Here is a 25,207-nt window from a genome sequence, read left to right on the forward strand (position 1 = left end):
TATACAAAAGGTATAAACAGCTTTTTGTATTTTTTTTACAAAAGTCTTGAAAGTTACGTAACGTCATCTTTTATAATGAAGGGGAAGAGGTGATGGTAGTGATTTCAATACAACAATTGACAAAAGAGACAGGGATAACAGTACGTACATTACGTTATTATGATCAAATAGATTTATTAAAGCCAAGCGGGAAAACGGAGGGTGGACATCGGTTATATAGTGAAACTGATGTCATTCGACTACAGCAAATTTTATTTTTAAAAGAAATGGGTTTTTCATTAAAAGAGATTACGAATGTGTTAGTAACGGATGAGCTCAATTTAAAAGTATCGCTTGAAAAGCAACTTAAGTTTGTACAAGAAGAACAGAAAAAAATTAATCGAATGGAACGTATTTTACAAGCAGTTGTTTATTCAGTAGATGTAGAAGGGGAACTGGATTGGAAAGTTATGTTTGAACTCATTCAGCTTTCGAAACAGTCTCCGCGAATACGTGAGATGTTTCAAAATGAAGTTTTTTCTAAGGGAGAACAAAAGTTGCTTCATAATTTGCCGAACATGAGCGAAGAAGATCCAAATGTTTTAGAGTGGATAGATTTATTAAAAAAATTGCGTAACTTTATGAAAGACGGTAAGGAAGCATCGTGTGATGAGGTACAAGGTGCAACAAAGAAATTAATGCAGAAATGTTTAGAGATGGCCAATGGTGATGAAGCATTTTTAGATAAATTGTGGGAAGTAAGAAAGTCAAAAGAAGATTCACAGAAAATGAGTATGTATCCAATTGAGGAAGAGCTTCTAGTATATATGGATGAGGCTTTTCGTATATATGATGAAAGGGAGAGGGATAAATGAGTATACTCGCAGAATATCGATGGTACTTTTTAATTGGTGCAGAGATTGTATTTTGGCTATCAGCTATCGGATTCTTTTTACTAAGGTATGGATTTCGCTTGAAAAAGGCGAGCTTTATTATGGGGATTGTGCTGCTCATAAATGAAGTGTTTATTTTAACTTTAGGGGTAGTGGACTATTATCAAACAGGGAAGTTCTCTAATTTTCAAATCATTACGGTAATCATTTTATTATATGCAGTTTTTTATGGGAAAAAGGATTTGAAGAAATTAGATATATATGTACAAAAATTAGTTGCGAAGTGGCGGAATGAACCGGCGTCTATTATCGAAGAACCACTTGAAGTAACAGGTATGGCGCATGCGAAGCAGGAAATAAAAAATTGGGTTTTACATCTTATTTTGTTTGTTGCGGTTCATATATTCTTTTTCTTCATGTATGGGCTTATTCCGGTAGAACAGTGGGGAAATTGGTTAGAGTCAGGAATCGTTTTAAATAAAACGGCAAGCCGTGTAAGCCAAGTATGGGCTATTATTCTTTTAGCGGATACTGCGATTTCATTTTCATATGTTATTTTTCCGAAGAAGGAGAAAGGAAACAAGAAGCTACTTTCATAGAGGAAAGTAGCTTTTTCTAGTATACCAATAGTTTGTATAGGAGAGGATAACAATAGGAAAAAGAGCAGGTTTTATATGTCTATTTCTCTTTATTTTAGTAGCTTGTTCACAACCTAACAGTGCAATTGATAAGAAGAATGATGTCGTTGCGAAGGGGGCAGAAATTTCTAATCTAGATAAATTCGAAAAGTTCGTTTTGAATGTGGAACAAGGGGAAGTTGATAAAATAAGAATTGTACATTATACACATGAAGGTGATCCTGTTTTTCAAAGGTTAGAGCATAGTGGGACAAATATACTTCATGTGTTTGATAATAGGCAAGATCAATTTGCTGGTGACCATAAAGGGTTACATAAAGATAGTTGTAAAAGGATTGTTAAAGAGCAACGTGAATCAGAAACGGCATATAGGTTAATAGATTGTACGAATGAAAATGGGCGCAATGGATATGACTTATTATATGTACTTAAAAAATAGAGTTAGTAGAGGAAGGAAGTATTTATTCCTTCCTTTTTTATGTATATATTGTCGAAAGTTTTACCGAATATCTGTTCGATTTTTTAGGTTTTTTATGAGCATTCGTGGTAAAATAATAATACAGATTTTTATGAGGAGGTCGGTTTTTAGTTGGAACATCCATTTGAAATTATCTCAGAGTATTCCCCGCAAGGTGATCAGCCGGGAGCGATAGAGAAGCTTGTAGAGGGAATTAATAGTGGTAAGAAAAAGCAAGTGTTGCTTGGAGCAACAGGAACGGGTAAGACATTTACGATTTCAAATGTCATTAAAGAAGTGCAGAAACCAACACTTGTAATGGCTCATAATAAAACGTTAGCAGGACAGTTATATAGTGAGTTGAAAGATTTCTTTCCTAACAATTCTGTTGAGTATTTTGTTAGTTATTACGATTATTACCAGCCGGAAGCGTACGTACCACATACGGATACATTTATTGAAAAAGATGCACAAATTAATGATGAAATCGATAAATTACGTCACTCGGCAACGTCTTCTTTATTTGAACGAGATGATGTTATTATCGTTGCGAGTGTGTCGTGCATATACGGTTTAGGTTCTCCGGAAGAATACCGCGAGTTAGTTGTTTCACTTCGAGTTGGTATGGAAAAGGACCGTAATCAATTGCTTCGTGAACTTGTTGATGTACAGTATGGACGTAATGATATTGATTTCAAGCGTGGTACATTCCGTGTGCGCGGAGATGTAGTTGAAATCTTCCCGGCATCACTCGACGAACATTGTATTCGAATTGAATTTTTCGGTGATGAAATAGATCGTATTCGAGAAGTAAATGCATTAACGGGTGAAGTATTAGCAGAACGTGATCATGTAGCAATCTTCCCGGCATCTCACTTCGTTACACGTGAAGAAAAGTTGAAGGTCGCTATTGAAAATATTGAAAAAGAATTAGAAGAACGTTTAAAAGAATTAAATGATAACGGTAAATTGTTAGAAGCGCAGCGCATAGAACAACGTACACGCTATGATTTAGAAATGATGCGTGAGATGGGCTTTTGTTCAGGGATTGAAAACTATTCCCGTCATTTAACACTTCGTCCAGCAGGTTCAACACCGTATACGCTTTTAGATTATTTTCCAGAGGATTTCTTAATTGTTATGGATGAGTCGCACGTATCGGTGCCGCAAGTAAGAGCGATGTATAACGGAGACCAAGCGCGTAAGCAAGTGCTTGTGGATCATGGATTCCGTCTGCCGTCAGCTTTAGATAATAGACCGCTTACGTTTGATGAGTTTGAAGAGAAAACGAATCAAGTTATTTACGTTTCGGCAACGCCAGGACCGTACGAGTTAGAGCAGGCACCGGGAGTAATAGAACAAATTATTCGTCCAACAGGGCTGTTAGATCCACCAATTGATATACGACCAATTGAAGGTCAAATTGACGATTTATTGGGAGAGATTCAAGACCGCATTGCAAAAAATGAACGTGTATTAATTACGACTTTAACGAAAAAGATGTCAGAGGATTTAACGGATTACTTAAAAGATGTAGGGATTAAAGTGAACTACCTTCACTCTGAAATTAAAACGTTAGAACGTATTGAAATTATCCGTGACCTTCGCCTTGGTAAGTTTGATGTACTTGTCGGTATTAACTTATTACGAGAAGGATTAGATATTCCGGAAGTATCACTTGTAGCTATTTTAGATGCAGACAAGGAAGGGTTCTTGCGTTCAGAACGTTCGTTAATTCAAACGATTGGTCGTGCGGCGCGTAATGAAAACGGCCGCGTTATTATGTACGCAGATCGTATAACGAGATCAATGGGAATTGCAATTGAAGAAACGCAGCGTCGTCGTACTATACAAGAAGCTTACAATGAAGAGCATGGTATCACGCCGAAAACGATTCAAAAAGGCGTTCGTGATGTAATCTGTGCAACGACAGCGGCTGAAGAACCGGAAACATATGAAGCAACTCCTGCTAAGAAGATGACGAAGAAAGAACGTGAGAAAACAATCGCTAAGATCGAAGCAGAGATGAAAGAAGCGGCAAAAGCGTTAGACTTCGAGCGTGCAGCTGAATTAAGAGATTTACTATTAGAATTAAAAGCGGAAGGGTGAAAAGAGTGAGCATGAGCAAGGATTTTATTGTTGTAAAAGGTGCTAGAGCACATAACTTAAAAAATATTGACGTAACTATTCCGAGAAATCAGCTTGTTGTTGTGACGGGATTGTCTGGTTCAGGAAAATCATCGTTAGCATTCGATACGATTTATGCAGAAGGACAGCGCAGATACGTAGAATCGTTATCTGCGTATGCACGTCAGTTCTTAGGGCAAATGGATAAGCCGGATGTTGATACGATTGAAGGTTTATCTCCAGCGATTTCAATTGATCAAAAAACGACGAGTCGTAATCCACGTTCAACTGTCGGAACAGTAACGGAGATTTATGATTATTTACGTCTATTATTTGCACGAATTGGTACACCGATTTGTCCGAATCATGGGATTGAAATTACATCACAAACAGTGGAACAGATGGTAGACCGTGTTCTTGAATATCCTGAACGTACGAAGTTGCAAGTATTAGCACCTATCGTATCAGGGCGTAAAGGTGCGCACGTGAAAGTGTTAGAAGACATTAAGAAACAAGGTTATGTTCGTGTGCGTGTTGATGGTGAAATGCTAGATGTATCTGAAGAGATTACGTTAGATAAAAATAAGAAGCATTCAATTGAAGTTGTGATTGATCGTATTGTTGTGAAAGAAGGAATTGCAAGCCGTCTAGCTGATTCACTCGAAAGTGCTTTAAAGCTTGGCGGTGGCCGAGTGTTAATCGATGTAATGGGCGACGAAGAGCTTCTATTTAGTGAACATCATGCTTGTCCGCATTGTGGTTTTTCAATCGGGGAATTAGAGCCACGTATGTTCTCCTTCAATAGTCCGTTCGGCGCATGTCCTTCTTGTGATGGACTTGGCTCAAAGTTAGAGGTAGATTTAGAGCTTGTTATTCCGAACTGGGATTTATCATTAAATGAACATGCGATTGCTCCGTGGGAACCGACAAGTTCACAATATTACCCACAACTTTTACAATCTGTATGTAATCACTACGGCGTTGATATGGATATACCGGTGAAAGATATACCGAAAGATTTATTTGATAAAGTGTTGTACGGAAGCGGGGAAGAGAAGGTTTATTTCCGCTATGTGAATGAATTTGGTCAAGTAAAGGAAAATGAGATTTTATTTGAAGGTGTTATTCCGAATATCGAGCGTCGTTATCGTGAGACGAGTTCTGATTATGTTCGTGAGCAAATGGAGAAATATATGGCAGAGCAAGCTTGTCCGAAGTGTAAAGGTGGACGCTTAAAGCCCGAGAGTTTAGCTGTTTTCGTTGGTGATAAAACGATTGCTGATGTTACGAAGTATTCTGTTCAAGAAGTACAGGAATTCTTCTCGAATGTTGAGCTAACTGAGAAACAACAAAAAATTGCTCATTTAATTTTAAGAGAGATCCAAGAACGCGTGGGCTTCTTAGTGAACGTTGGCTTAGATTATTTAACGTTAAGTCGTGCTGCAGGAACTTTATCAGGTGGTGAGGCGCAGCGTATTCGTTTAGCAACACAAATTGGTTCTCGTCTTACGGGTGTACTTTACATTCTTGATGAACCTTCTATCGGTTTGCATCAGCGTGATAATGATCGTCTTATTCGCACATTGCAGGAAATGCGTGATTTAGGAAATACGTTAATTGTCGTTGAGCATGATGAAGATACGATGATGGCTGCTGATTATTTACTTGATATCGGACCAGGTGCAGGTATTCATGGTGGTCAAGTCGTATCAGCGGGTACACCAGCCGAAGTGATGCAAGACGAGAATTCATTAACAGGGAAATATTTAAGCGGTAAAGAGTTCATTCCAGTACCACTTGAAAGACGTAAAGGTGACGGACGTAAAGTGGAGATCGTCGGTGCGAAAGAAAACAACTTGAAAAACGCGAAAATGTCATTCCCTCTAGGTACATTCGTAGCAGTAACAGGTGTATCTGGATCTGGAAAAAGTACGATGATTAATGAAGTATTATATAAAGCGTTAGCTCAAAAGCTATATAAAGCGAAAGCGAAGCCAGGGGCTCATAAAGAAATTAAGGGTCTTGAGCAGTTAGATAAAGTGATTGATATTGATCAATCACCAATCGGGCGTACACCACGTTCCAACCCAGCTACGTATACAGGTGTATTCGATGATATTCGTGATGTGTTTGCGCAAACGAATGAAGCGAAAGTACGCGGATATCAAAAGGGACGTTTTAGCTTTAACGTAAAAGGTGGCCGTTGTGAAGCGTGCCGCGGTGATGGAATTATAAAAATCGAAATGCATTTCTTACCAGACGTGTATGTTCCGTGCGAAGTATGTCATGGTAAGCGTTATAATCGTGAAACATTAGAAGTGAAATATAAAGATAAGAACATTTCTGAAGTATTAGCAATGACGATTGAAGACGGGGTGGAGTTCTTTGCTAATATCCCGAAAATTAAGCGTAAACTTCAAACGCTTGTAGATGTAGGGCTTGGTTATATGAAGTTAGGGCAACCAGCTACGACGTTATCAGGTGGTGAGGCGCAACGTGTGAAATTAGCTTCTGAATTGCACCGTCGTTCTACAGGGCGTACGTTATACATTTTAGATGAGCCAACGACTGGCTTACATGCCCATGATATTGCACGTCTTCTAGAAGTGTTGCAACGTCTTGTTGAGAGTGGCGAGACAGTACTTGTAATTGAGCATAATTTAGATGTTATTAAAACAGCTGATTATATCATTGACCTTGGACCAGAAGGCGGGGACAAAGGTGGACAAATCGTTGCTTCCGGAACGCCAGAGCAAGTAGTGAAAGAAGAACGCTCGTATACAGGTAAGTATTTAAAAGAGATTTTAGATCGTGATAAAGCAAGAATGAAAGCGAAAATAAAAGAAGTAGAGTTATCGCAATAAGTTGTTAATAAAAACCGAGTGGGAATTACACTCGGTTTTTATTTCACTAAGGAAAACTGGTAAGGTTGTTAGTAGGTATACAAGCATAGAGGGTAGAATAAGTTGATATAAGTGTTTGTATGTTACTTGCGTTTATTATCTATTAGCGTATGATGAAATATATATGTTAAAAGGATGTGTAAAGAAATGAGATGGATTGTATCACTTCTTGTAAATAGCGTTGTGTTAATCGCTGTATCCGGACTTTTAAAAGGGGTTGCACCAGACGCATTTTACATAGCAAATATACAAACTGCAATTATTGCGAGTATTATATTGGCGATTTTAAACGTATTTGTAAAGCCGCTTTTAATTTTAATTACGCTACCAATTACTGTTGTAACTTTCGGTTTCTTCTTAATTGTTATTAATGCGATTACGTTAAAAATGGCAGATTCATTATTAGGAGATGCTTTTAATATATCAGGATTTGGTGTAGCGATTGTTGCGGCAATTTGTATTTCGATTTTTAATATGATAATTGAAAAGGCAATTGTTGAACCGTTATATGAAAAAAAGAGAAAATGACAAAAAGAAAAACATTTCATGATTCGTATGAAATGTTTTTTTCTATTTATTAGAAACCGTATTTCTTGTTTCCAGAAAAAAATGGTACAATATCCGGTAGAATGGAATTTTACATCAAATGAGACTGAACCCGCAGCGGAGTGGAGGTTTATACATATGCCAAAAGTAAGGACAAAAGATTTAATTGAACAATTTCAATTGGAGTTAGTAAGTGGTGAAGAAGGAATTCATCGTCCAATTGATACAAGTGATTTATCACGACCTGGAATTGAAATGGCAGGATTTTTTACATATTATCCAGCTGATCGTGTACAGCTTCTTGGAAAAACAGAGCTTACGTTCTTTGATACGTTAACGACAGAGCAAAAGCAAGAGAGAATGAAAGCGCTTTGTACTGAGGAGACGCCATGTATTATTGTAACTCGTAATCAAGATGTGCCGGATGAGTTATTACAAGCATCACGCGAATCAGGTGTGCCTTTATTACGTTCTTCTCAAACGACGACGAGATTATCAAGTCGTTTAACAAACTATTTAGAAGGTAAGTTAGCGCCAACAACAGCTGTTCATGGTGTGTTAGTAGATATTTATGGTGTTGGTGTTTTAATTACAGGTCAAAGTGGTGTCGGGAAAAGTGAGACAGCGCTTGAACTTGTAAAACGTGGCCACCGCCTTGTTGCGGATGATAGCGTAGAAATTCGCCAAGAAGATGAAGACACATTAGTAGGAAGCTCACCTGATTTAATTGAGCACTTATTAGAAATTCGTGGTCTAGGTATCATTAACGTAATGACGTTATTCGGTGCAGGGGCAGTACGAAATTATAAGCGTATTACACTTGTTATTAATCTTGAAATTTGGGATCAAAAGAAAAATTATGATCGCTTAGGTCTTGATGAAGAGAAGATGAAGATTATTGATACAGAACTTACGAAGATTACACTTCCAGTTCGTCCTGGTCGAAACTTGGCTGTTATTATTGAAGTAGCAGCGATGAACTTCAGATTAAAACGTATGGGAGTCAATGCGGCACAGCAGTTCTCTGAACGATTGATGAGTGCGATTGAGTTAGGAAATCAAGAGTAGACTCTGGAGAGGGAGGTCATACATATGCTGCTAGGTTCCGTACCACAGCTTGACCGTGTAGCAATTCAGCTTGGACCGTTCCCTGTTTATTGGTATGGGGTTATTATCGGTACAGGTGTGCTATTAGGTCTTTGGCTAGCGACTCGCGAGGGAGAAAGGCTAGGTATTCACAAAGATACATTTATCGATCTTGTATTAATCGCAGTACCAATTGCTATTCTTTTTGCGAGAATGTATTATGTCATTTTTGAATGGGAATATTATTCGCAAAATCCGAGTCAAATTATTAATATTCGTCAAGGTGGTTTGGCGATTCACGGTGGTTTAATCGGGGCTGTTATTACAGGGATTCTTTTTGCGAAACGCCGCGGGCTTTCATTCTGGAAGTTAGCGGATATTGCTGCGCCAAGTATTTTACTAGGACAAGCAATTGGCCGATGGGGAAACTTTATGAACCAAGAGGCGCATGGTGATGAAGTAACGAGACAGTTTTTAGAAGGTCTTCATTTACCGGACTTCATTATTAATCAAATGTATATTGATGGTGTGTATTATCACCCAACGTTTTTATATGAATCATTATGGAACTTTGCAGGTGTTATTTTACTACTCGCATTACGAAAAGCGAATTTACGCCGCGGGGAACTATTCTTCACATATTTAATTTGGTATTCAGTTGGACGCTTCTTCGTAGAAGGTTTGCGTACAGATAGTTTAATGTTAGGACCACTTCGTATTGCACAAGTAATGTCTATTGGAATTGTTGTTATTTCTATCATTTTCATTATTGTGAGACGAAAGATGGGGCAAGCTGATAAAAGATATTTAGAAAATTAGAGAAAAGTAGCATCTTATATAAGATGCTGCTTCTTTCATATTCAGGTAATGAAAGGATTAAGGACAATGAAAATAAATACAGTGTTATTTGATTTAGATGGAACGTTAATTAATACAAATGAACTTATTATCTCTTCTTTTTTGCATACGTTACATACATATTACCCAAATCAATATAAGCGTGAAGATGTATTGGCATTTATCGGTCCATCTTTGCATGACACTTTTAGTAAAGTGGATACAAGTAAGGTTGAAGAAATGATTGCATGTTATCGCCAATTTAATCATGAGCATCATGATGAATTAGTGGAAGAATATGAGACTGTATATGAAACTGTTCAAGAATTGAAGAAGCAAGGCTATAAAATCGGTATCGTTACAACGAAAGCGAGACAGACGGTTGAAATGGGATTAAAGCTTTCAAAACTTGATCAATTTTTTGATGTTGTCGTGACGATTGATGATGTGGAACATGTGAAACCACATCCAGAACCACTTCAAAAAGCATTGAAATTATTAGATGCAAAACCAGAAGAAACATTGATGGTTGGTGATAATCATCATGATATCGTCGGTGGACAAAATGCAGGTACGAAAACAGTAGCGGTTTCATGGACATTGAAAGGTAGAGCGTATTTAGAAGCGTATAAACCAGATTATGTGCTAGATAAAATGAGTGATTTACTACCGATTTTATCTAGCACATAAAGGTCCAAGTAAGCAAGTAGGGGATATGTTTCTCTACTAACTTCAAGTTTCACTTTTTTAGTAGAGGAGAGAGCTAAGTGCGACGGACAACGCGCTATCCTGTTTCAGGAGAGAATTCATTGTGGAATGTGTATAAAACAGTTTCTTTTTGGAAGGTAATGAAAAACTTTATTATTATCCAAATCGCACGTTACACGCCCGTTTTATCCGTGAAGAATTGGTTGTATCGCACGTTTTTGCGGATGGAGGTAGGAAAGAAAACGTCGTTTGCACTTATGGTAATGCCAGATATTATGTTTCCAGAAAAGATTACTGTGGGAGACAATTCAATTATCGGCTATAATACAACGCTGTTAGCGCATGAATATTTAATTCGTGAGTATCGCCTCGGTGAAATCATCATAGGGAATGAAGTTATGATTGGAGCGAATACGACAATTTTACCAGGTGTGACGATTGGAGATGGTGCTATCGTTTCTGCTGGCACACTTGTCCATAAAGATGTACCAGATGGCGCTTTCGTAGGCGGAAATCCGATGCGTATTATTTATACGAAAGAGGAAATGGCCACTAGAGAAGGTTGATGTTAAAAATGTAACATTTCCCTTCTCTTTTTATGAATAAAAAGGAAATAATTGATTATAATATACTGTTTTGTTTTTTACGGAATCGTTTATACTTATAGATAGAAGAATGTGTGAACGAAGAAAACAAAAAACTGGAGGATATATGGGGAAAAATCAAAGAATATATAAGGAGAACGGACAAGTCATCTCTTTTAATCAATTAGCGGACTTCTTTTATAAAAAAGGGATGAGGGCTTATAAAGGGCAAAAATTGCAAGATGCAATTAAATATTTTCGAAGAGCGGCACAAAGCGAGAAGGAGCCGTTTATTTTATGCCAACTAGCAATAGCATTATCTGAATCTGGTGAGTATCAAGAGTCGAATCAGATATTTCTAAAGCTTGTTAGATCCAATCCGGAACTTGAGCAATGCTATTATTTTATTGCAAATAATTATGCATATATGGGCTTGTTTCAACAGGCGAAAAAGTATGCAGAGCGTTATTTAGAAGTTGCGGAAGAGAAAGAATTCGTAGAAGATACATTAGACTTGCTTGAGATTATGGAAGAAGAAGCGATGGGTGCGGAAGAGATTGAGGATGAAGATGAGCTGATTGTTATGCAGGAAGAAGCGAATCGCTACATTCGTAACGGACAATTAGAAGAGGCGATTGCTACATTAGAAGTTGTTACGAAAGAATATCCAGAATTTTGGTCGGGACATAATAATTTAGCGATTGCACATTTTCAATCAGGTAATGTAGACAGGGCGCTCAAGTTAACAGAAATGATTTTAGAGAAAAATCCTGGTAATATGCATGCGCTTTGTAATACGCTTATTTTTCTATATTCAATTGGAGAGCATAAGCAAGTAGAGTCATTAGCCGGGCAGTTAGTTTCGGTATATCCAATTTCATTTGAGCATCGTTTGAAACTTGGAACAACACTTGCAACAATTGGTCATTTTGAACCTGCATATAAATGGTTCAAAGTATTAAAGCGTCAAGGGTACGAAGGAGATGTTAGTTTTTATTACTGGTTTGCATACTCTGCGTATATGGTGAAGGAACAGCAAGTAGCTGAAAAAATGTGGCAACATGTTGTAGAATTGCATCCGGATAAAAAAGGAAAAGAACCGTGGAATGCACTGAATTTAGCAGATGAAGGACAAAATCTTTTATTTGAAGAGTTACGAAAATCATTTCAGCAAAGTACGACGCTAGAAGAGAAGATGCTAGCTTTATATTTAATGAATGAGTTGTCAACGCCAGAGAAGGTCGGATTCTTCTTTGATGTAACGCAAGCGAAAAATGGTGTTCCAATCGTATCGCAACTTGCAAAGTATTTCTTTTTACTTAATAGTCATAAAAGCATCCCAGCTGATTTACAGCAATTTGAACAGTGCGTACGAATTGCAGATGCATTATACAATTATACGAAAAAAGACGATGAATTAATCGAAGAGTGTTTAAACTTTTGGTTTTGTACGTTCATACGTTTATATACATCTGGAGCGACTTTTACAAATGTGTACGGTTGGTCAGCGGCAATTGAATATATTGTGCGCGGCGAACAAAGAAATAAGATGACACAGGCAGAGCTTGGTGATGTATATAATGTATCTGTAGCGACTGTACGAAAGTATGTGCAGGCTGTTAAGCGCACGCACAAGTAGGTAGGCAAATCATTGGGAAAAAAGTGATGCTAACAGTATAATGAGGGTAACTTAATGTGTATGAATGAATGGGAGTGAATAGTGTGTCAGAAGAAAAAATTTATGATGTCATTATTATTGGGGCAGGACCAGCTGGTATGACAGCTGCGGTATATACATCTCGTGCGAATTTAAGCACATTGATGCTTGAGCGTGGTATTCCAGGTGGACAAATGGCAAATACAGAAGATGTAGAGAACTATCCAGGTTATGAGTCTATTTTAGGACCAGACTTATCAAATAAAATGTTTGAGCATGCGAAGAAATTTGGTGCTGAATATGCATACGGTGATGTAAAAGAAATCATCGATGGTAAAGAGTACAAAACAATTATTGCTGGTAAAAAAGAATATAAAACACGTGCAATTATCGTTGCAAGCGGTGCAGAGTATAAAAAAATTGGTGTGCCAGGTGAAGCAGAACTTGGCGGCCGCGGTGTATCATATTGTGCAGTATGTGATGGTGCATTCTTTAAAGGTAAAGAACTTGTTGTTATTGGTGGCGGAGATTCTGCTGTTGAAGAGGGTGTGTTCTTAACACGCTTCGCATCAAAAGTAACGATTGTTCACCGTCGTGACACTCTTCGTGCACAGAAAATTTTACAAGATCGTGCTTTCCAAAATGAGAAAGTAGATTTCATTTGGAATCACACGATTAAAGAAATTAACGATGCAAATGGTAAAGTAGGAAGTGTAACACTTGTAGATGTAAACAGTGGAGAAGAACAAGAAGTTAAAACTGACGGCGTTTTCGTATACATCGGTATGTTACCATTATCAAAACCGTTTGTTGAGCTAGGTATTACAAATGAAAATGGTTATGTTGAAACGAACGAACGTATGGAAACGAAAGTTCCTGGTATTTTCGCAGCTGGTGATGTTCGTGAAAAAATGCTTCGTCAAATTGTAACTGCAACAGGTGATGGTAGTATTGCCGCGCAGAGTGCACAGCATTATATAGAAGAGTTAGTAGAAGAATTAAAAACTGTAACAGAAAAATAAGGGGTAATATACCTTTTGAGAAGGAAGCTACCGATAGGAGCTTTCTTTTTTTGTGCAAATGTCAAAGTTTTGTCAAAAACAATTAGGATTATAAGGTTTCTTATTGATATACTGGACTTTACGGAAAAATCACTATAAGAAATGAGGAATTTATTCAGTATGGAATGGCGTAATATATATCGTGGATTTTGTATGGGCGTTAGTGATTTAATTCCTGGTGTGAGCGGCGGAACAATCGCTGTTGTGTTAGGAATTTATGAACAATTACTCGCAGCAATTAGCGGATTCTTTAGTCGTGAATGGAAAAAACATTTAGCGTTTTTAATCCCACTTGCAGCTGGTGTAGCGGCAGCTTTTCTAACGTTAAGTCACGTTATTAAATATTTATTAGCAAATCATTATGAACCGACTCAATTTTTCTTCCTCGGTTTAATTATTAGTATATTACCGATGTTAATGAGAGAAGCTGATGCAAAGGCAACGTTTAAAGATAGTCATATTGTCTTGTTAATAATTGCAGCAATTCTTGTTGCAATAACAGCATTCTTTAAACCAGATAAGGCAACGGATCCAATTACGACGTTAACAATTTTAAATGCAATCGGTTTGTTTTTCGCAGGATGGATGGCTAGTATGGCTATGCTTCTTCCTGGAATTAGCGGATCGTTTATTTTATTAATTATTGGTGTGTATCCGACAGCAATTAACGCTTTAACTACACTCAATTTACCGTTAATCGCGGTTATTGGTGCCGGCGTTATGGTTGGATTTGTTGTAAGTAGTAAAGGAATTAGTTTTTTATTAGATCGTTATAAAAGTATGACATTTGCGGCAATTATTGGACTTGTTATCGGTTCAATTGTCATTGTGTTCCCTGGCATTCCGACTGGTGGAATTTCAATTGTAAGTTCAATTATTACTTTTATTTTAGGATTTGCGGTTGTTACTTATTTCGGTAAGAAATAAGGATTTTTCGTCCCCTTAACGGTAAAAACGTTAAGGGGATTTTTATGTGCTATTCATGGGAAGTAAGGTATTTTGATTGCTTGTTATAGAAAAAATTTTTACAATTGCTTAGCGAAAGGGGATTGGCACCTTCGTTGTAGCAAACTGTTTTTGATAGTATAATGAAATGAGTATGCAGTGAGAAATTTTGCTGCAAGTAGCTGAGGTGAAGAAACATGCAAAGAGTGACAAACTGTGTGTTAATTAGAGATAATGAAGTACTCTTACTCCAAAAACCTCGCCGAAATTGGTGGGTTGCGCCAGGCGGAAAGATGGAGCGTGGTGAGACGGTAAGAGATTCCGTTGTTCGCGAGTATCGTGAAGAAACAGGTATTTATTTAAAGAACCCAGCATTAAAAGGGGTCTTCACCTTTGTCATCCAAGAAGGTGATAAGGTTGTTTCTGAATGGATGATGTTCTCCTTTTTAGCAACAGATTTTGCAGGAGAAAACAAATTAGAGAGCGAAGAAGGCATCATTGGTTGGCATACATTTGATAAAATTGATGATTTAGCAATGGCACCAGGAGATTATCACATTATTGATTATTTAATTAAAGGGAATGGTATAATCTACGGTACATTTGTATATACCCCAGATTTTGAGTTGCTTTCATATCGATTAGATCCGAGTTAAATCTGCAAGGAGAGGATACGATGACAGAGAATAATGATATAAAAATGGTAATTATTACAGGGATGTCTGGAGCTGGAAAAACGGTAGCGTTACAAAGTTTTGAAGATTTAGGATATTTTTGTGTAGATAATTTACCACCGATGTTATTGCCGAAGTTTATTGAACTTATGGCGGATTCAAAAGGTAAAATGAATAAAGTGGCACTCGGTATTGATTTACGTGGCCGAGAGTTTTTTGAGTATTTATGGGGAGCACTTGATGATTTATCAGAACGTACATGGATTATCCCTCATATTTTATTTTTAGATGCGAAAGATAGCACGCTTGTAACTCGTTATAAAGAAACGAGACGTTCGCATCCACTTGCGCCAACTGGCTTGCCGTTAAAGGGAATTGAAGCTGAGCGAGGTCTATTAACTGATATGAAGGCGCGAGCGAATATTGTGCTTGATACATCAGATTTGAAACCGAAAGAATTAAGAGAAAAAATTGTTCACATATTCTCAACAGAAACTGAGCAAGCGTTCCGTGTAAATGTTATGTCATTTGGATTTAAGTACGGAATTCCAATTGATGCTGATTTAGTATTTGATGTTCGTTTTTTACCAAATCCATACTATATTCCACATATGAAGCCATTAACAGGACTGGATGAAGAAGTTTCGTCGTATGTGTTGAAATTTAATGAGACACATAAGTTTTTAGAGAAATTGACGGATCTTATTACTTTCATGCTGCCTCATTATAAAAGAGAAGGTAAGAGTCAACTTGTAATTGCGATTGGATGTACAGGGGGACAACATCGTTCTGTTACGCTTACAGAGTACCTTGGGAAACATTTGAAACCAGAGTATAGTGTTCATGTATCTCATCGTGATGTGGAGAAGAGAAAGGGCCATTAAGGGATGAAAAAAGAGAGAAAACCTAAAATTGTCATCATGGGAGGAGGAACTGGACTTTCTGTATTATTAAGAGGATTAAAACAATATCCTGTTGATATTACGGCAGTTGTAACAGTAGCCGACGATGGGGGCAGTTCAGGTAGACTACGTGATGAGCTAGAAATTCCACCTCCAGGTGATATTCGTAACGTACTTGTTGCGTTATCGGATGTAGAACCATTAGTGGAAGCTTTATTCCAGCACCGTTTTACAACTGGAGACGGGCTGAAAGGTCATGCGTTAGGAAATTTATTATTGGCAGGTATGACTTCGATTACAGGAGACTTTTACCACGCGATTACGGAGACAAGTAAAGTATTAAATGTCAGAGGACGTGTATTGCCAGCAGCGAATCAAAGTGCGGTACTTCATGCAGAGTTAGAAGATGGGGAAATTGTAACAGGTGAATCAAAAATCCCTTATTTCGGGAAGAAGATTAATCGTGTCTTTTTAACTCCAGAAGATGTAGAACCGCTATATGAAACGTTGATGGAAATTAAACGAGCTGATTTACTTGTTTTCGGTCCAGGAAGTCTGTACACGAGTATATTACCGAATTTAGTTGTTAATAAAATTGGGGACGCTGTTCTTGCTGCAAAAGCGAAGAAGGTATATGTGTGTAATGTTATGACGCAAGCGGGTGAAACGATGGGGTATACTGCGTTCGATCATGTGCAGGCGTTACATGATCATTTAGGTAAACCATTTATCGACACTGCAATTGTAAATAATCGTGATATTCCTTGTGAATTACGTAAGTTATATGAGGAAGAAATGTCGGGACCAGTTGTAGTGGATACAGATCGTTTTGCTGCAAATAATATCGAAATCATTCAAGATCAATTAGCGAAGTATGATGAGCGTGTTGTAAGACATGATACATTAAAGTTAGCTTCGATTTTATATTCACTGCTATAAATGTGCGTTGCCTCGTTTGAGGTAACGCTCCTCATTCATATAGGACAAGATTTTTGTTCCAAAATAATCGTATAAGGAGGTGTTGACTGTGTCATTTGCATCGGAAACCAAGAAAGAGTTGACCAACCTTGAAATGAAGGAATGCTGTGAGAAAGCTGAATTATCAGCGCTGCTTCGAATGAACGGATCGCTTTCTTTTTCAAACCGTCGCTTATCTATCGATATTCAAACGGAAAATGCAGCAATCGCAAGAAGGATTTATACGCTTTTGAAAAAAGGATATGATGTGACGGTAGAATTACTTGTTCGTAAAAAAATGCGATTGAAGAAAAATAATGTATATATCGTGCGGCTTGTTGAGAAGTCTCGCGAAATATTAGCAGATCTTCGTATTGTTCGAGATGACTTTTCGTTAATTCGAAATATATCGCCGGAATTAATCGAGAAGAAATGTTGTAAACGATCGTATTTACGAGGTGCATTTTTAGCAGGTGGTTCAGTAAATAACCCAGAAACATCATCTTATCATTTAGAGATCTTTTCGTTATATAAGGAACATAATGATGCTATATGTGAACTGATGAACGGATTTGATTTAAATAGTAAGACGTTGGAAAGAAGAAAAGGGTACATTACGTATTTGAAAGAAGCTGAGAAAATTACAGAGTTTTTAAATATTATAGGTGCTCATAATGCACTTTTAAGATTTGAAGATATTCGAATTGTTCGCGATATGCGTAATTCAGTAAATCGTTTAGTTAACTGTGAAACAGCTAATTTAAATAAAACAATTGGTGCAGCGCTAAGGCAGATCGAGAATATCCGCTATATTGACGAGACGGTTGGGCTTGATATTTTGCCAGATAAATTAAGAGAAATTGCACAGTTACGAAGAGATTATCAAGATGTAACATTGAAAGAGTTAGGTGAGATGGTATCCGGGGGGAAAATTAGTAAATCGGGTATTAATCATCGTTTGCGTAAAATCGATGATATTGCAGAGAAATTACGCGCGGGGGAAGCAGTAGCAAAAAAATAAGAGGTTAAAGGGGAAATGGAGCTGTGGTTCAAAAACTGGTTAAAGTTTCATTAAAAAACGGCTTACAAGCACGTCCGGCTGCGTTGTTTGTGCAAGAGGCAAATCGTTTTCATTCTGATATTTTCATCGAGAAAGATGGGAAGACAGTTAATGCAAAGAGCATAATGGGGATTATGAGCTTAGCAATCGGAACGGGTAGCATGATTACAATTACAACAGAAGGTTCAGATGCAGAGGAAGCTTTAGAAGCATTAGCTGCATATGTACAATAAAAAGGCTATCGCGAATGTGCGATAGCTTTTTTGTTTTGCTGTTTGTGGTGGATGTAGACGAAAGTGCATAATAAAAAAGCGCCCTGTGTATAGGGCGCTTCCGCTTTTAATGTATCTAGCTCCGGCGGCTAGAATGGTCGGTGGCTTCGCTTCTTCCGTCGAGGTAAAAAGCACCTCTTTGTCAGAAGCTCCATCCCCCTCTCATTCTGAACGAGCCGCTTCCGCTTTTAGTTATTAACGATTTGTAAAGATCTTATCGATTAAACCGTATTCTAGAGCTCTTTCTGCTGTCATGAAGTTGTCGCGGTCTGTGTCGCGTTGTAGAACTTCAAGTGGTTGACCTGTGCGGTCAGCAAGAATTTGGTTTAGTTTTTCACGTAAGAATAGGATACGTTTAGCAGCGATTTCGATTTCAGTCGCTTGACCTTGTGCTCCACCAAGTGGTTGGTGAATCATTACTTCACTGTTTGGAAGTGCATAACGTTTTCCTTTTTCACCTGCTGCAAGTAAGAATGCACCCATAGATGCAGCCATACCGATACAGATTGTTGATACTTGTGGTTTAATAAATTGCATTGTATCGTAAATTGCCATACCTGCTGTGATAGAACCACCAGGGCTGTTGATGTAGATGTGAATATCTTTTTCTGGATCTTGAGATTCCAAGAATAAAAGCTGGGAAACGATTGAGTTAGCTACGTTGTCATCAATTGCACTACCAAGCATAATGATGCGGTCTTTTAATAGTCGAGAGTAAATATCGTAAGCGCGTTCTCCACGATTTGTTTGTTCAATTACTGTAGGAATTAAATTCATCTGTTATTTCCTCCTTCTAAAGCTTTCTTAGTCTTATAATACAATTATGGTCAATAAAGGTCAAACGAAACCACTTTAAATCAAAAAAATATGTAGTTGTACCATGAAATATTCGCTATGTTTTTGAAATTCCCTGCTTATGTATCTTCAACATCATAACCGAATTACATAAATTTAAACGTTATAAAAACTGTAGAAAAAAAGAAAAGAACGCCTTTTGACTGAAGCGTTCTTTCGATATCTATTCTTTTAAAAGATAGGTTACTTTATTTAAAATCTTTTCGATGTGTTTCGCGTTTTTACTATACATTTCGCTTGCTGATTTCGACTTTGTTTCTAGGGAAAATAGTTCAAGATCAGCATGACATTTTTTTAAAGACGCTAATAATAAAGGCTTGTTTTGGGGAGAGGGCATTTGTAGTTTGTCATTATAAATGTCGATAGTAAGTTGTCCGTATGAATCCACTTGACCGAGAAAGACATTTTCAATAACAACACCAAGCTTTTCTAGTTCAGAATGTAGCCAAGCGCGGTTATGTCCACTAGCGGATAGAGGTTCGTCTAAAATATTGCCATCCATAATAACAGTTTGTGGTTCTTTTTCGTTTGGTACTTTTAAACCGATGTCTTTTGCTGTAAGTGGTTGGCGATCTTTCTTCAATAATACATTTAATTCTCCGCTAGGTTCTAGTACAGCAAATTCAACATCAGCTACGCTGAAAGCATCTTTTCCACGGAGAAGTTCCAGTAATTCGTCACTTGTATATTTTTCTTTCTTTAAGTTGTCTTCGAGTATCTTTCCGTCTTTTACTAATACGGTAGATTTTCCTTCAAAAAAATCTCGAGCTGTTTTGTTCTTTAAAGAGAGGATTCCTGTGAAAAAAGGTACCACAGCGAAAATGAGTATCGCAAAGACACCGTGGAAAAATTTTGAATCGAGCCCTGTAGATACTTGGGCAGCGATGTCACCGATTGTCATTCCGGCTATGTATTCAAAAAAGGAGAGCTGAGAGATTTGTCTTTTCCCTAACCATTTCGTAATAGCGAATAAAATAATTAATATGAATACAGAGCGAAGAATGACAAGTGTCCATTCCGGCAGGTGAGACATAGTCATTTCCTCCAGTCTACTTAAAACCCTTTATATTGAGGTTCTTCACGTTCTAATACTGAAACTCTATCCTTTAGATCAGCGATGACGCTGTCCATTTCTAACATACATTCATGAAAGACGCGTTTTGTTTCTTCGTCTTCTGAATTTAACGAAAGGGAACTTAAGCTTGCTTGAGCGCCCCTTAAACTAGCGAGGCATGTTTTTACACTAGCGATAACAGTCATGAAAACACCTCTTATCCTTTCGGTTTAAATAGCAATGCTCCGATGAATCCGAAAATGATAGCTGCTGATACACCAGCACTCGTTACTTTAAACATACCGGTAATTACGCCGACGATTCCGTGTTTAGCCGCTTCTTCCATCGCACCGTGAACGAGGGCATTGCCGAAGCTTGTAATTGGTACTGTTGCCCCGGCCCCGGCGAAATCAATTAGTGGTTCATACAAATTGAATCCATCTAATATAGCTCCAGCAACAACGAGCGTTGCCATCGTATGTGCAGGTGTAAGTTTGCCGACATCAAACATAAGTTGTCCAATTACGCATATAAGTCCACCAATAACGAAAGCCCAGAAAAAAATCATTGCGTTGCACCTCCAAATTCAATCGAAACAGCGTGAGCGATACACGGAATCGTTTCTTCTTGTTGGAATGTAAGAGGGGATAGTAAAGCACCTGTTGCAACGACAAGTATTTTATTAAATTCTCCTCTTTTCATTCGGTTTAATAAATGCCCGTAAACGACTGTTGCGGAACATCCAGGACCACTTCCACCAGCTATGACAGGTTGTCCTTCTCTATAAATGATGATTCCGCAATCTTGAAATTGCTCGCTCTGTACTTTTGTTCCATGTTTATGTAGCAGGTCGTAAGCAATTTCGCGACCAACATGTCCAAGGTCACCTGTTACGATTAAGTCGTAATAAGAGGCGTCAATTTGTCGTTCCCGTAAATGGGCTTCAATTGTATCGACAGCAGCTGGAGCCATCGCGCCTCCCATATTAAATGGATCTGTTAATCCCATATCAATAACTCGACCAATCGTTGCAGATGTTACTCTTGGACCATCTCCTGTATCACTTAAAATAGCTGCGCCTGCACCCGTCACTGTCCACTGAGCGGTAGGAGGTTTCTGACCACCATATTCAGTTGGGTAACGGAATTGTTTTTCTACGGCAGTGTTATGGCTTGAAGCTCCAGTTAATAAATATTTCGCACCTTTCGCATTTACGATACTTGCGCCGAGTGCTAATCCTTCCATAGAAGTAGAGCAAGCGCCAAATAATCCGAGATAAGGTGTTCCGAGTGTACGACATGCAAAGCTTGTTGGAGTAATTTGATTAATTAAATCTCCTGCGAGTACGAATTGAATATCATCTTTCCGAAGTTTTGCTTTTTCTGTAGCACGGCTACAAGCTTCTTCAAATAAAATTTTGTGAGCTTTTTCGTAAGAGTCTTGTCCAAGCCATAAATCTTCATGGAGGGTATCGAAGTCTTCAGGGATATTACCTTTCGCTTCAAAGGGTCCACCGACTACCCCGGTTGAGATAATGACTGGCTTGTTTTCAAATACCCACGTTCGGTGTCCTTGTAACATTTATAGCCCTCCCCATTGAACGAGAATCGTTTTAATAAGTGCGATGACGAAAGCAGAAAATACACCAAACAAAATAACAGAGCCAGCTAATTTAAACATGTTGCCGCCAACACCTAGGACGAACCCTTCTGTTCGGTGTTCGATACATGCTGCAATAACAGAGTTTCCAAACCCGGTGACAGGGACAGCTGTGCCGGCTCCGGCAAATTGTCCAAAGCGATCATATATACCGAATCCAGTTAGTAACATGGAAATGAAAATTAAAGTTGCTACTGTCGGATTTCCTGCGGAGCGCTCGGTAAAGTCAAAATATGTGATGTAAAAAGTAGAAATCAGTTGTCCGATGAAGCAAATAAAACCACCAACGAAAAAAGCTTTTATACAATTTTTCAAGACAGGACGCTTCGGTTCTCGCTCTTGCTCGAATTTTTTATATTCCTGTTGTACAGGTGTTAAGTTTTTATCTTTACTAGACATTGCAATCCTTCCTTTTCTTTTAGAAAGCGTTAAGTGTTAGATTCCATTTTTGCTCCAATGAGTTTTAACTGCTTTTTGATTTCATCTTTAGATACTTCTTTTTTCTTAATTTTGCTTTCAAGCTTTTCGAGTAACATAAAGATTTTTTTATCTGTACTTACACGAACATCGAAAGTAGGATATTCATCACTTAGTTGTTTTTGAAGTTTGCTGCGCAGCGGTTTTAATCCAAATCTTTCATGATGCTCAGGTTTAACTGCTATGTAGAGGTCTAAATTTGAATTCACTGCTGTACTTTTTATAATTTCATCCATAGCGAGAGCTCTTTTCTTGGCTCCTTGTGATATAGATTGATTAAAGGATTCTGTACTGGTCTTTGTTAATTTTGGACCTTTTTCTTTCTCCGTTCGTTTTGCTTCTTCCTTCACTTTTTTATCTAAAGGACTATTATCACATCCGGTAAAAGAGCTAAATAGAAGTGCAAATAATGCGGTTATGAGACCGAGTTTTCGCATACTTATCATTCCATTTCTATTGCAATATGTAATGTGATAGAAAAAGGATGACTGCATATCATCCTTTTTCTATTTCACAGCATGACTGATTCGTTATTGCTGTGTGTATTGTGGTTCTTCTTGCTGAACTTCTTCAACGCGCGGGTTTAAAGAATCGATAATTGTTTGTGTTTGCTGCGCAGCTGTTTGGAAAAGTTGCTTTGCTTGTTGGTTATCCGTATCAAGAGCGAATCCCTCTAAGCTAGCTTGTGCACTTTTTAATCCAGAAACAGTTTGCTTTAGTTTAGTAATTACAGTCATTGAATGAAGCCCCCTTTGGAATATCAATTCAAAGATTATAATTTGTGAATTGGGGTGAATTTATGATTGGAAAATTTAGGGGAGAGATATGTTTTATATGCTCTTAGCTAAGGTGCATAAAGGATTAAGGGGATATTTTTATTGATTTAGATAGATTTTATTGCTATTATTATGAGAAGAAAATGAAGTGTTTTTTATATCCATGCGCCCATAGCTCAGTCGGATAGAGCGGTGGTTTCCGGTACCACGTCTGCCGGGGGTTCGAATCCCTCTGGGCGCGTCAAAAAGTCCTAACTTACGTTTTGTAGGTTAGGACTTTTTTTATTTCCCTCTTGTTATATCTAGTGATAAGATTTACTATTAGTACTTGGTAATAATATTGTGCTTTATTATTTTCTTTCAATATTATTCATTTTTCGGTTGTAAGTTGTAAATCTCATTAATACATATAAATTAATAATATTTTGGAATGGGTGTCTGTGATAGCATTCTCCTTTTACCAAACTTATTGTACAATAGAAACAAGGGGGAGATTAGTTTGAAGGCAAGTCTTTTACAAGAACAAAGCTTACGTTTGGCAATGACACAAGAGTTAAGGCAAGCGATTACAATGCTCCAGTATAATGTACAAGAATTATCGGAGTTTTTGTATGAGCAATCGTTAGAGAATCCCCTTATTGAGTTAGGTGGTTTTGAGAGGGAGAAGAAAAAGAGCTCTAACACAAGTAAAAGTACCAGCAAACAAGTCGAAAATCAGATGGAAATCTACAGTGTGGATTCAACAACGATTCAGCAACATTTATTAAATCAAATACAGTATTATAAAATAGAAGAAGAAGAGCGAAAAGTAGCTTCCTTCATTATTATGAATATGGATGGAAATGGGTATTTACAAGAAACGAATGAAGAGTTAGCAGATCTCCTTTCCGCACCGCTTCATGTAGTCGACCGCTCTGTTGAGCTTGTCCAATCACTCGAGCCAGCGGGGGTAGGAGCACGTAATATTCAGGAATGTCTAACTTTACAATTGAAGCGCTTACAAAGACGGAATGGATTAGCGGAAGAGGTTATAGAGGATCACTTTGCTTATTTCGTGAAGAAAGATTGGCGAAAGCTCGTTCAAGTGCTGAAGTGTAGTAATGAGGAATTGCAGAGTGCGGTAAATTGTATAACGTCATTACAACCAAAGCCAGGTCTTGCATTTTCTTCTGATAAACCACTTTATATTGTGCCTGATATGGCGGTGAAAAAAGATGGTGATCGTCTCGTTTTACAAATGAATGAGAGAAATATGCCAAGAATTGAAATTCATTCTGAGTATAGTGCGCTTCTTAATAATAGTGAGAGTGAAGTAGCATCTTACGTATCAGAAAAGTATCAGCATGTGCAGTGGATTATGCGCAGTTTGAAACAGAGAAAACAAACGCTCTTACAAGTAATGGGCATCATAATGGAAAAACAGCGTGATTTCTTCTGGGAAGGTCCAGCGTATTTAAAACCGCTTGCTTTAAAAGAAGTAGCAGAAGAATTAAGTGTGCATGAATCTACAATTAGTCGTGCAACGCGAAATAAATATGTGCAAACACCACACGGTTTATTTGAGATGAAATCGTTCTTTAGCAATGCCGTGTCGACTACTGAAGATGAAGCAGTTTCTACAAAGCGTGTAAAACAATTTATTCAAACACTTGTTGAAGCGGAGAATAAGAAAAAGCCACTTTCAGATCAAAAGATTTCAAAATTATTAGAAGAAGAGCATGAAATCGTTATTTCTCGAAGAACAGTTGCGAAATATAGAGAACAGATGCATATTCCAGCTTCGTCTCTAAGAAAAACAATTGGATAGGTGAAGAAGATGAAAGTTGTACTATATACAAAAAAAGATTGTGGTCTTTGTGAAAAAGCGAAACAAGTTTTAAAGGAAGTACAATGTGAATATTCTTTTCAAATCGAGGAAATAGATATATATGAAGATAATGACCTTTTGGAGAAATATCATTTAATGATTCCGGTTGTAGAAATAGGCGGGAAACAGGTAGAATATGGTAACATTCACAAAGGTGTCATAATAAACTATATAAACAATGCAGTTAAGAGTTGAATAAGTTTCTATCTCCTGTTACAATAATACACGTAGCA

General features: G+C 37.7%; 28 protein-coding genes and 1 tRNA gene. 21 read left to right on the plus strand and 8 right to left on the minus strand.

The features are described 5' to 3' along the window. The first annotated feature begins 92 nt into the window (after positions 1-92). The 18 genes from Q3V31_RS20735 (at position 93) to Q3V31_RS20820 (ending at position 18,247) form a co-directional block, all read left to right on the plus strand. Positions 93-854 carry a MerR family transcriptional regulator gene (locus tag Q3V31_RS20735; RefSeq protein WP_329766649.1) on the plus strand — a complete coding sequence of 254 codons (762 nt, stop codon included), beginning with the start codon at positions 93-95 and terminating at the stop codon, positions 852-854. Further along, positions 851-1,471 (plus strand): hypothetical protein, encoded by a 621-nt coding sequence (locus Q3V31_RS20740; RefSeq protein ID WP_329766651.1) that lies wholly within the window; start codon positions 851-853, stop codon positions 1,469-1,471. Before Q3V31_RS20735 ends, Q3V31_RS20740 begins: the two co-directional genes overlap by 4 nt. Positions 1,472-1,517: 46 nt before the next feature. Beyond that, positions 1,518-1,949 (plus strand): DUF4362 domain-containing protein, encoded by a 432-nt coding sequence (locus Q3V31_RS20745; RefSeq protein WP_329767188.1) that lies wholly within the window; start codon positions 1,518-1,520, stop codon positions 1,947-1,949. A gap of 150 nt (positions 1,950-2,099) precedes the next feature. After that, the gene (uvrB, locus tag Q3V31_RS20750) at positions 2,100-4,076 is read left to right on the plus strand and encodes an excinuclease ABC subunit B (protein WP_329766653.1); all 1,977 of its coding nucleotides are present in this window, start codon (positions 2,100-2,102) and stop codon (positions 4,074-4,076) included. A gap of 11 nt (positions 4,077-4,087) precedes the next feature. Beyond that, positions 4,088-6,958, plus strand: a complete 2,871-nt coding sequence (uvrA, locus tag Q3V31_RS20755; protein WP_141527541.1) for an excinuclease ABC subunit UvrA — start codon at positions 4,088-4,090, stop codon at positions 6,956-6,958. A 186-nt stretch (positions 6,959-7,144) separates the two neighbouring features. Continuing rightward, positions 7,145-7,525: a phage holin family protein gene (locus Q3V31_RS20760; RefSeq protein WP_001267314.1), complete on the plus strand. Its 381-nt coding sequence runs from the start codon at positions 7,145-7,147 to the stop codon at positions 7,523-7,525. A 156-nt stretch (positions 7,526-7,681) separates the two neighbouring features. Continuing rightward, positions 7,682-8,611, plus strand: coding sequence for an HPr(Ser) kinase/phosphatase (gene hprK, locus Q3V31_RS20765; protein WP_001127254.1), 930 nt, complete (start codon positions 7,682-7,684; stop codon positions 8,609-8,611). Between the two features lie 24 nt (positions 8,612-8,635). Then, the gene (lgt, locus tag Q3V31_RS20770; RefSeq protein WP_000924237.1) at positions 8,636-9,448 is read left to right on the plus strand and encodes a prolipoprotein diacylglyceryl transferase; all 813 of its coding nucleotides are present in this window, start codon (positions 8,636-8,638) and stop codon (positions 9,446-9,448) included. Between the two features lie 66 nt (positions 9,449-9,514). Beyond that, the gene (ppaX, locus tag Q3V31_RS20775) at positions 9,515-10,156 is read left to right on the plus strand and encodes a pyrophosphatase PpaX (RefSeq protein WP_329766657.1); all 642 of its coding nucleotides are present in this window, start codon (positions 9,515-9,517) and stop codon (positions 10,154-10,156) included. A gap of 77 nt (positions 10,157-10,233) precedes the next feature. Continuing rightward, complete coding sequence (locus Q3V31_RS20780; RefSeq protein ID WP_097872535.1) at positions 10,234-10,740, plus strand: acyltransferase; 507 nt, start codon at positions 10,234-10,236, stop codon at positions 10,738-10,740. Between the two features lie 145 nt (positions 10,741-10,885). Then, the gene (locus Q3V31_RS20785) at positions 10,886-12,397 is read left to right on the plus strand and encodes a tetratricopeptide repeat protein (RefSeq protein ID WP_097872534.1); all 1,512 of its coding nucleotides are present in this window, start codon (positions 10,886-10,888) and stop codon (positions 12,395-12,397) included. 83 nt (positions 12,398-12,480) lie between these two features. Next, complete coding sequence (gene trxB / locus Q3V31_RS20790; RefSeq protein WP_001288070.1) at positions 12,481-13,437, plus strand: thioredoxin-disulfide reductase; 957 nt, start codon at positions 12,481-12,483, stop codon at positions 13,435-13,437. A gap of 159 nt (positions 13,438-13,596) precedes the next feature. Beyond that, complete coding sequence (locus tag Q3V31_RS20795; protein ID WP_329766660.1) at positions 13,597-14,403, plus strand: DUF368 domain-containing protein; 807 nt, start codon at positions 13,597-13,599, stop codon at positions 14,401-14,403. A gap of 215 nt (positions 14,404-14,618) precedes the next feature. Beyond that, entirely contained in the window at positions 14,619-15,077 is a 459-nt protein-coding gene (locus Q3V31_RS20800) for an NUDIX hydrolase (protein WP_001190080.1), read from the plus strand. 20 nt (positions 15,078-15,097) lie between these two features. Next, positions 15,098-15,979, plus strand: coding sequence for an RNase adapter RapZ (gene rapZ / locus Q3V31_RS20805; protein ID WP_000138460.1), 882 nt, complete (start codon positions 15,098-15,100; stop codon positions 15,977-15,979). A 3-nt stretch (positions 15,980-15,982) separates the two neighbouring features. After that, positions 15,983-16,936, plus strand: coding sequence for a gluconeogenesis factor YvcK family protein (locus Q3V31_RS20810; RefSeq protein ID WP_000712191.1), 954 nt, complete (start codon positions 15,983-15,985; stop codon positions 16,934-16,936). A gap of 88 nt (positions 16,937-17,024) precedes the next feature. Further along, positions 17,025-17,975: a DNA-binding protein WhiA gene (whiA, locus tag Q3V31_RS20815; RefSeq protein WP_000006565.1), complete on the plus strand. Its 951-nt coding sequence runs from the start codon at positions 17,025-17,027 to the stop codon at positions 17,973-17,975. A 23-nt stretch (positions 17,976-17,998) separates the two neighbouring features. Beyond that, a complete protein-coding gene (locus Q3V31_RS20820) occupies positions 17,999-18,247 on the plus strand; it encodes an HPr family phosphocarrier protein (RefSeq protein WP_000250255.1) in 249 nt (82 codons plus the stop codon). A 234-nt stretch (positions 18,248-18,481) separates the two neighbouring features. Here the strand turns inward: Q3V31_RS20820 and clpP are convergent, their stop codons facing one another. From clpP to Q3V31_RS20860, 8 genes are all read right to left on the minus strand, one after another. Further along, on the minus strand, positions 18,482-19,063 hold the full coding sequence (gene clpP / locus Q3V31_RS20825) for an ATP-dependent Clp endopeptidase proteolytic subunit ClpP (RefSeq protein WP_001049163.1): 582 nt from the start codon (positions 19,061-19,063) through the stop codon (positions 18,482-18,484). A gap of 241 nt (positions 19,064-19,304) precedes the next feature. Continuing rightward, positions 19,305-20,174 carry a DUF421 domain-containing protein gene (locus Q3V31_RS20830; RefSeq protein WP_329766835.1) on the minus strand — a complete coding sequence of 290 codons (870 nt, stop codon included), beginning with the start codon at positions 20,172-20,174 and terminating at the stop codon, positions 19,305-19,307. Between the two features lie 20 nt (positions 20,175-20,194). Further along, a complete protein-coding gene (locus Q3V31_RS20835; protein WP_000215893.1) occupies positions 20,195-20,401 on the minus strand; it encodes a DUF1657 domain-containing protein in 207 nt (68 codons plus the stop codon). Positions 20,402-20,412: 11 nt separating this feature from the next. Then, a complete protein-coding gene (gene spoVAE / locus Q3V31_RS20840) occupies positions 20,413-20,763 on the minus strand; it encodes a stage V sporulation protein AE (protein ID WP_000575919.1) in 351 nt (116 codons plus the stop codon). After that, entirely contained in the window at positions 20,760-21,776 is a 1,017-nt protein-coding gene (spoVAD, locus tag Q3V31_RS20845) for a stage V sporulation protein AD (RefSeq protein WP_097872531.1), read from the minus strand. Before spoVAD ends, spoVAE begins: the two co-directional genes overlap by 4 nt. After that, positions 21,777-22,253, minus strand: coding sequence for a stage V sporulation protein AC (gene spoVAC / locus Q3V31_RS20850; protein WP_000095399.1), 477 nt, complete (start codon positions 22,251-22,253; stop codon positions 21,777-21,779). Positions 22,254-22,282: 29 nt separating this feature from the next. Further along, complete coding sequence (locus Q3V31_RS20855; RefSeq protein WP_097872530.1) at positions 22,283-22,768, minus strand: YhcN/YlaJ family sporulation lipoprotein; 486 nt, start codon at positions 22,766-22,768, stop codon at positions 22,283-22,285. Positions 22,769-22,861: 93 nt separating this feature from the next. Then, the gene (locus tag Q3V31_RS20860; RefSeq protein ID WP_000216167.1) at positions 22,862-23,068 is read right to left on the minus strand and encodes a DUF1657 domain-containing protein; all 207 of its coding nucleotides are present in this window, start codon (positions 23,066-23,068) and stop codon (positions 22,862-22,864) included. 204 nt (positions 23,069-23,272) lie between these two features. Between Q3V31_RS20860 and Q3V31_RS20865 the strand changes: the two genes are divergently transcribed. From Q3V31_RS20865 to Q3V31_RS20875, 3 genes are all read left to right on the plus strand, one after another. Beyond that, a tRNA-Arg gene (locus Q3V31_RS20865) sits at positions 23,273-23,348 on the plus strand. Between the two features lie 258 nt (positions 23,349-23,606). Continuing rightward, positions 23,607-24,914, plus strand: a complete 1,308-nt coding sequence (gene rpoN, locus Q3V31_RS20870; RefSeq protein ID WP_000647980.1) for an RNA polymerase factor sigma-54 — start codon at positions 23,607-23,609, stop codon at positions 24,912-24,914. Positions 24,915-24,923: 9 nt separating this feature from the next. Continuing rightward, positions 24,924-25,169: a glutaredoxin family protein gene (locus Q3V31_RS20875; protein ID WP_000869725.1), complete on the plus strand. Its 246-nt coding sequence runs from the start codon at positions 24,924-24,926 to the stop codon at positions 25,167-25,169. Positions 25,170-25,207 lie beyond the last annotated feature (38 nt).

The sequence above is a fragment of the Bacillus nitratireducens genome, from assembly GCF_036320425.1.
Taxonomy (GTDB): domain Bacteria; phylum Bacillota; class Bacilli; order Bacillales; family Bacillaceae_G; genus Bacillus_A; species Bacillus_A nitratireducens.

Coding starts and splice junctions, on each gene's coding strand:
- Q3V31_RS20735 (WP_329766649.1), top strand. CDS start 93: ATGGTAGTGATTTCAATACAACAATTGACAAAAGAGACAGGGATAACA.
- Q3V31_RS20740 (WP_329766651.1), top strand. CDS start 851: ATGAGTATACTCGCAGAATATCGATGGTACTTTTTAATTGGTGCAGAG.
- uvrA (WP_141527541.1), top strand. CDS start 4,088: ATGAGCAAGGATTTTATTGTTGTAAAAGGTGCTAGAGCACATAACTTA.
- Q3V31_RS20760 (WP_001267314.1), top strand. CDS start 7,145: ATGAGATGGATTGTATCACTTCTTGTAAATAGCGTTGTGTTAATCGCT.
- hprK (WP_001127254.1), top strand. CDS start 7,682: ATGCCAAAAGTAAGGACAAAAGATTTAATTGAACAATTTCAATTGGAG.
- lgt (WP_000924237.1), top strand. CDS start 8,636: ATGCTGCTAGGTTCCGTACCACAGCTTGACCGTGTAGCAATTCAGCTT.
- ppaX (WP_329766657.1), top strand. CDS start 9,515: ATGAAAATAAATACAGTGTTATTTGATTTAGATGGAACGTTAATTAAT.
- Q3V31_RS20785 (WP_097872534.1), top strand. CDS start 10,886: ATGGGGAAAAATCAAAGAATATATAAGGAGAACGGACAAGTCATCTCT.
- Q3V31_RS20795 (WP_329766660.1), top strand. CDS start 13,597: ATGGAATGGCGTAATATATATCGTGGATTTTGTATGGGCGTTAGTGAT.
- Q3V31_RS20800 (WP_001190080.1), top strand. CDS start 14,619: ATGCAAAGAGTGACAAACTGTGTGTTAATTAGAGATAATGAAGTACTC.
- rapZ (WP_000138460.1), top strand. CDS start 15,098: ATGACAGAGAATAATGATATAAAAATGGTAATTATTACAGGGATGTCT.
- Q3V31_RS20810 (WP_000712191.1), top strand. CDS start 15,983: ATGAAAAAAGAGAGAAAACCTAAAATTGTCATCATGGGAGGAGGAACT.
- clpP (WP_001049163.1), bottom strand. CDS start 19,063: ATGAATTTAATTCCTACAGTAATTGAACAAACAAATCGTGGAGAACGC.
- Q3V31_RS20830 (WP_329766835.1), bottom strand. CDS start 20,174: ATGTCTCACCTGCCGGAATGGACACTTGTCATTCTTCGCTCTGTATTC.
- Q3V31_RS20835 (WP_000215893.1), bottom strand. CDS start 20,401: ATGACTGTTATCGCTAGTGTAAAAACATGCCTCGCTAGTTTAAGGGGC.
- spoVAE (WP_000575919.1), bottom strand. CDS start 20,763: ATGATTTTTTTCTGGGCTTTCGTTATTGGTGGACTTATATGCGTAATT.
- spoVAD (WP_097872531.1), bottom strand. CDS start 21,776: ATGTTACAAGGACACCGAACGTGGGTATTTGAAAACAAGCCAGTCATT.
- spoVAC (WP_000095399.1), bottom strand. CDS start 22,253: ATGTCTAGTAAAGATAAAAACTTAACACCTGTACAACAGGAATATAAA.
- Q3V31_RS20855 (WP_097872530.1), bottom strand. CDS start 22,768: ATGCGAAAACTCGGTCTCATAACCGCATTATTTGCACTTCTATTTAGC.
- Q3V31_RS20860 (WP_000216167.1), bottom strand. CDS start 23,068: ATGACTGTAATTACTAAACTAAAGCAAACTGTTTCTGGATTAAAAAGT.
- Q3V31_RS20875 (WP_000869725.1), top strand. CDS start 24,924: ATGAAAGTTGTACTATATACAAAAAAAGATTGTGGTCTTTGTGAAAAA.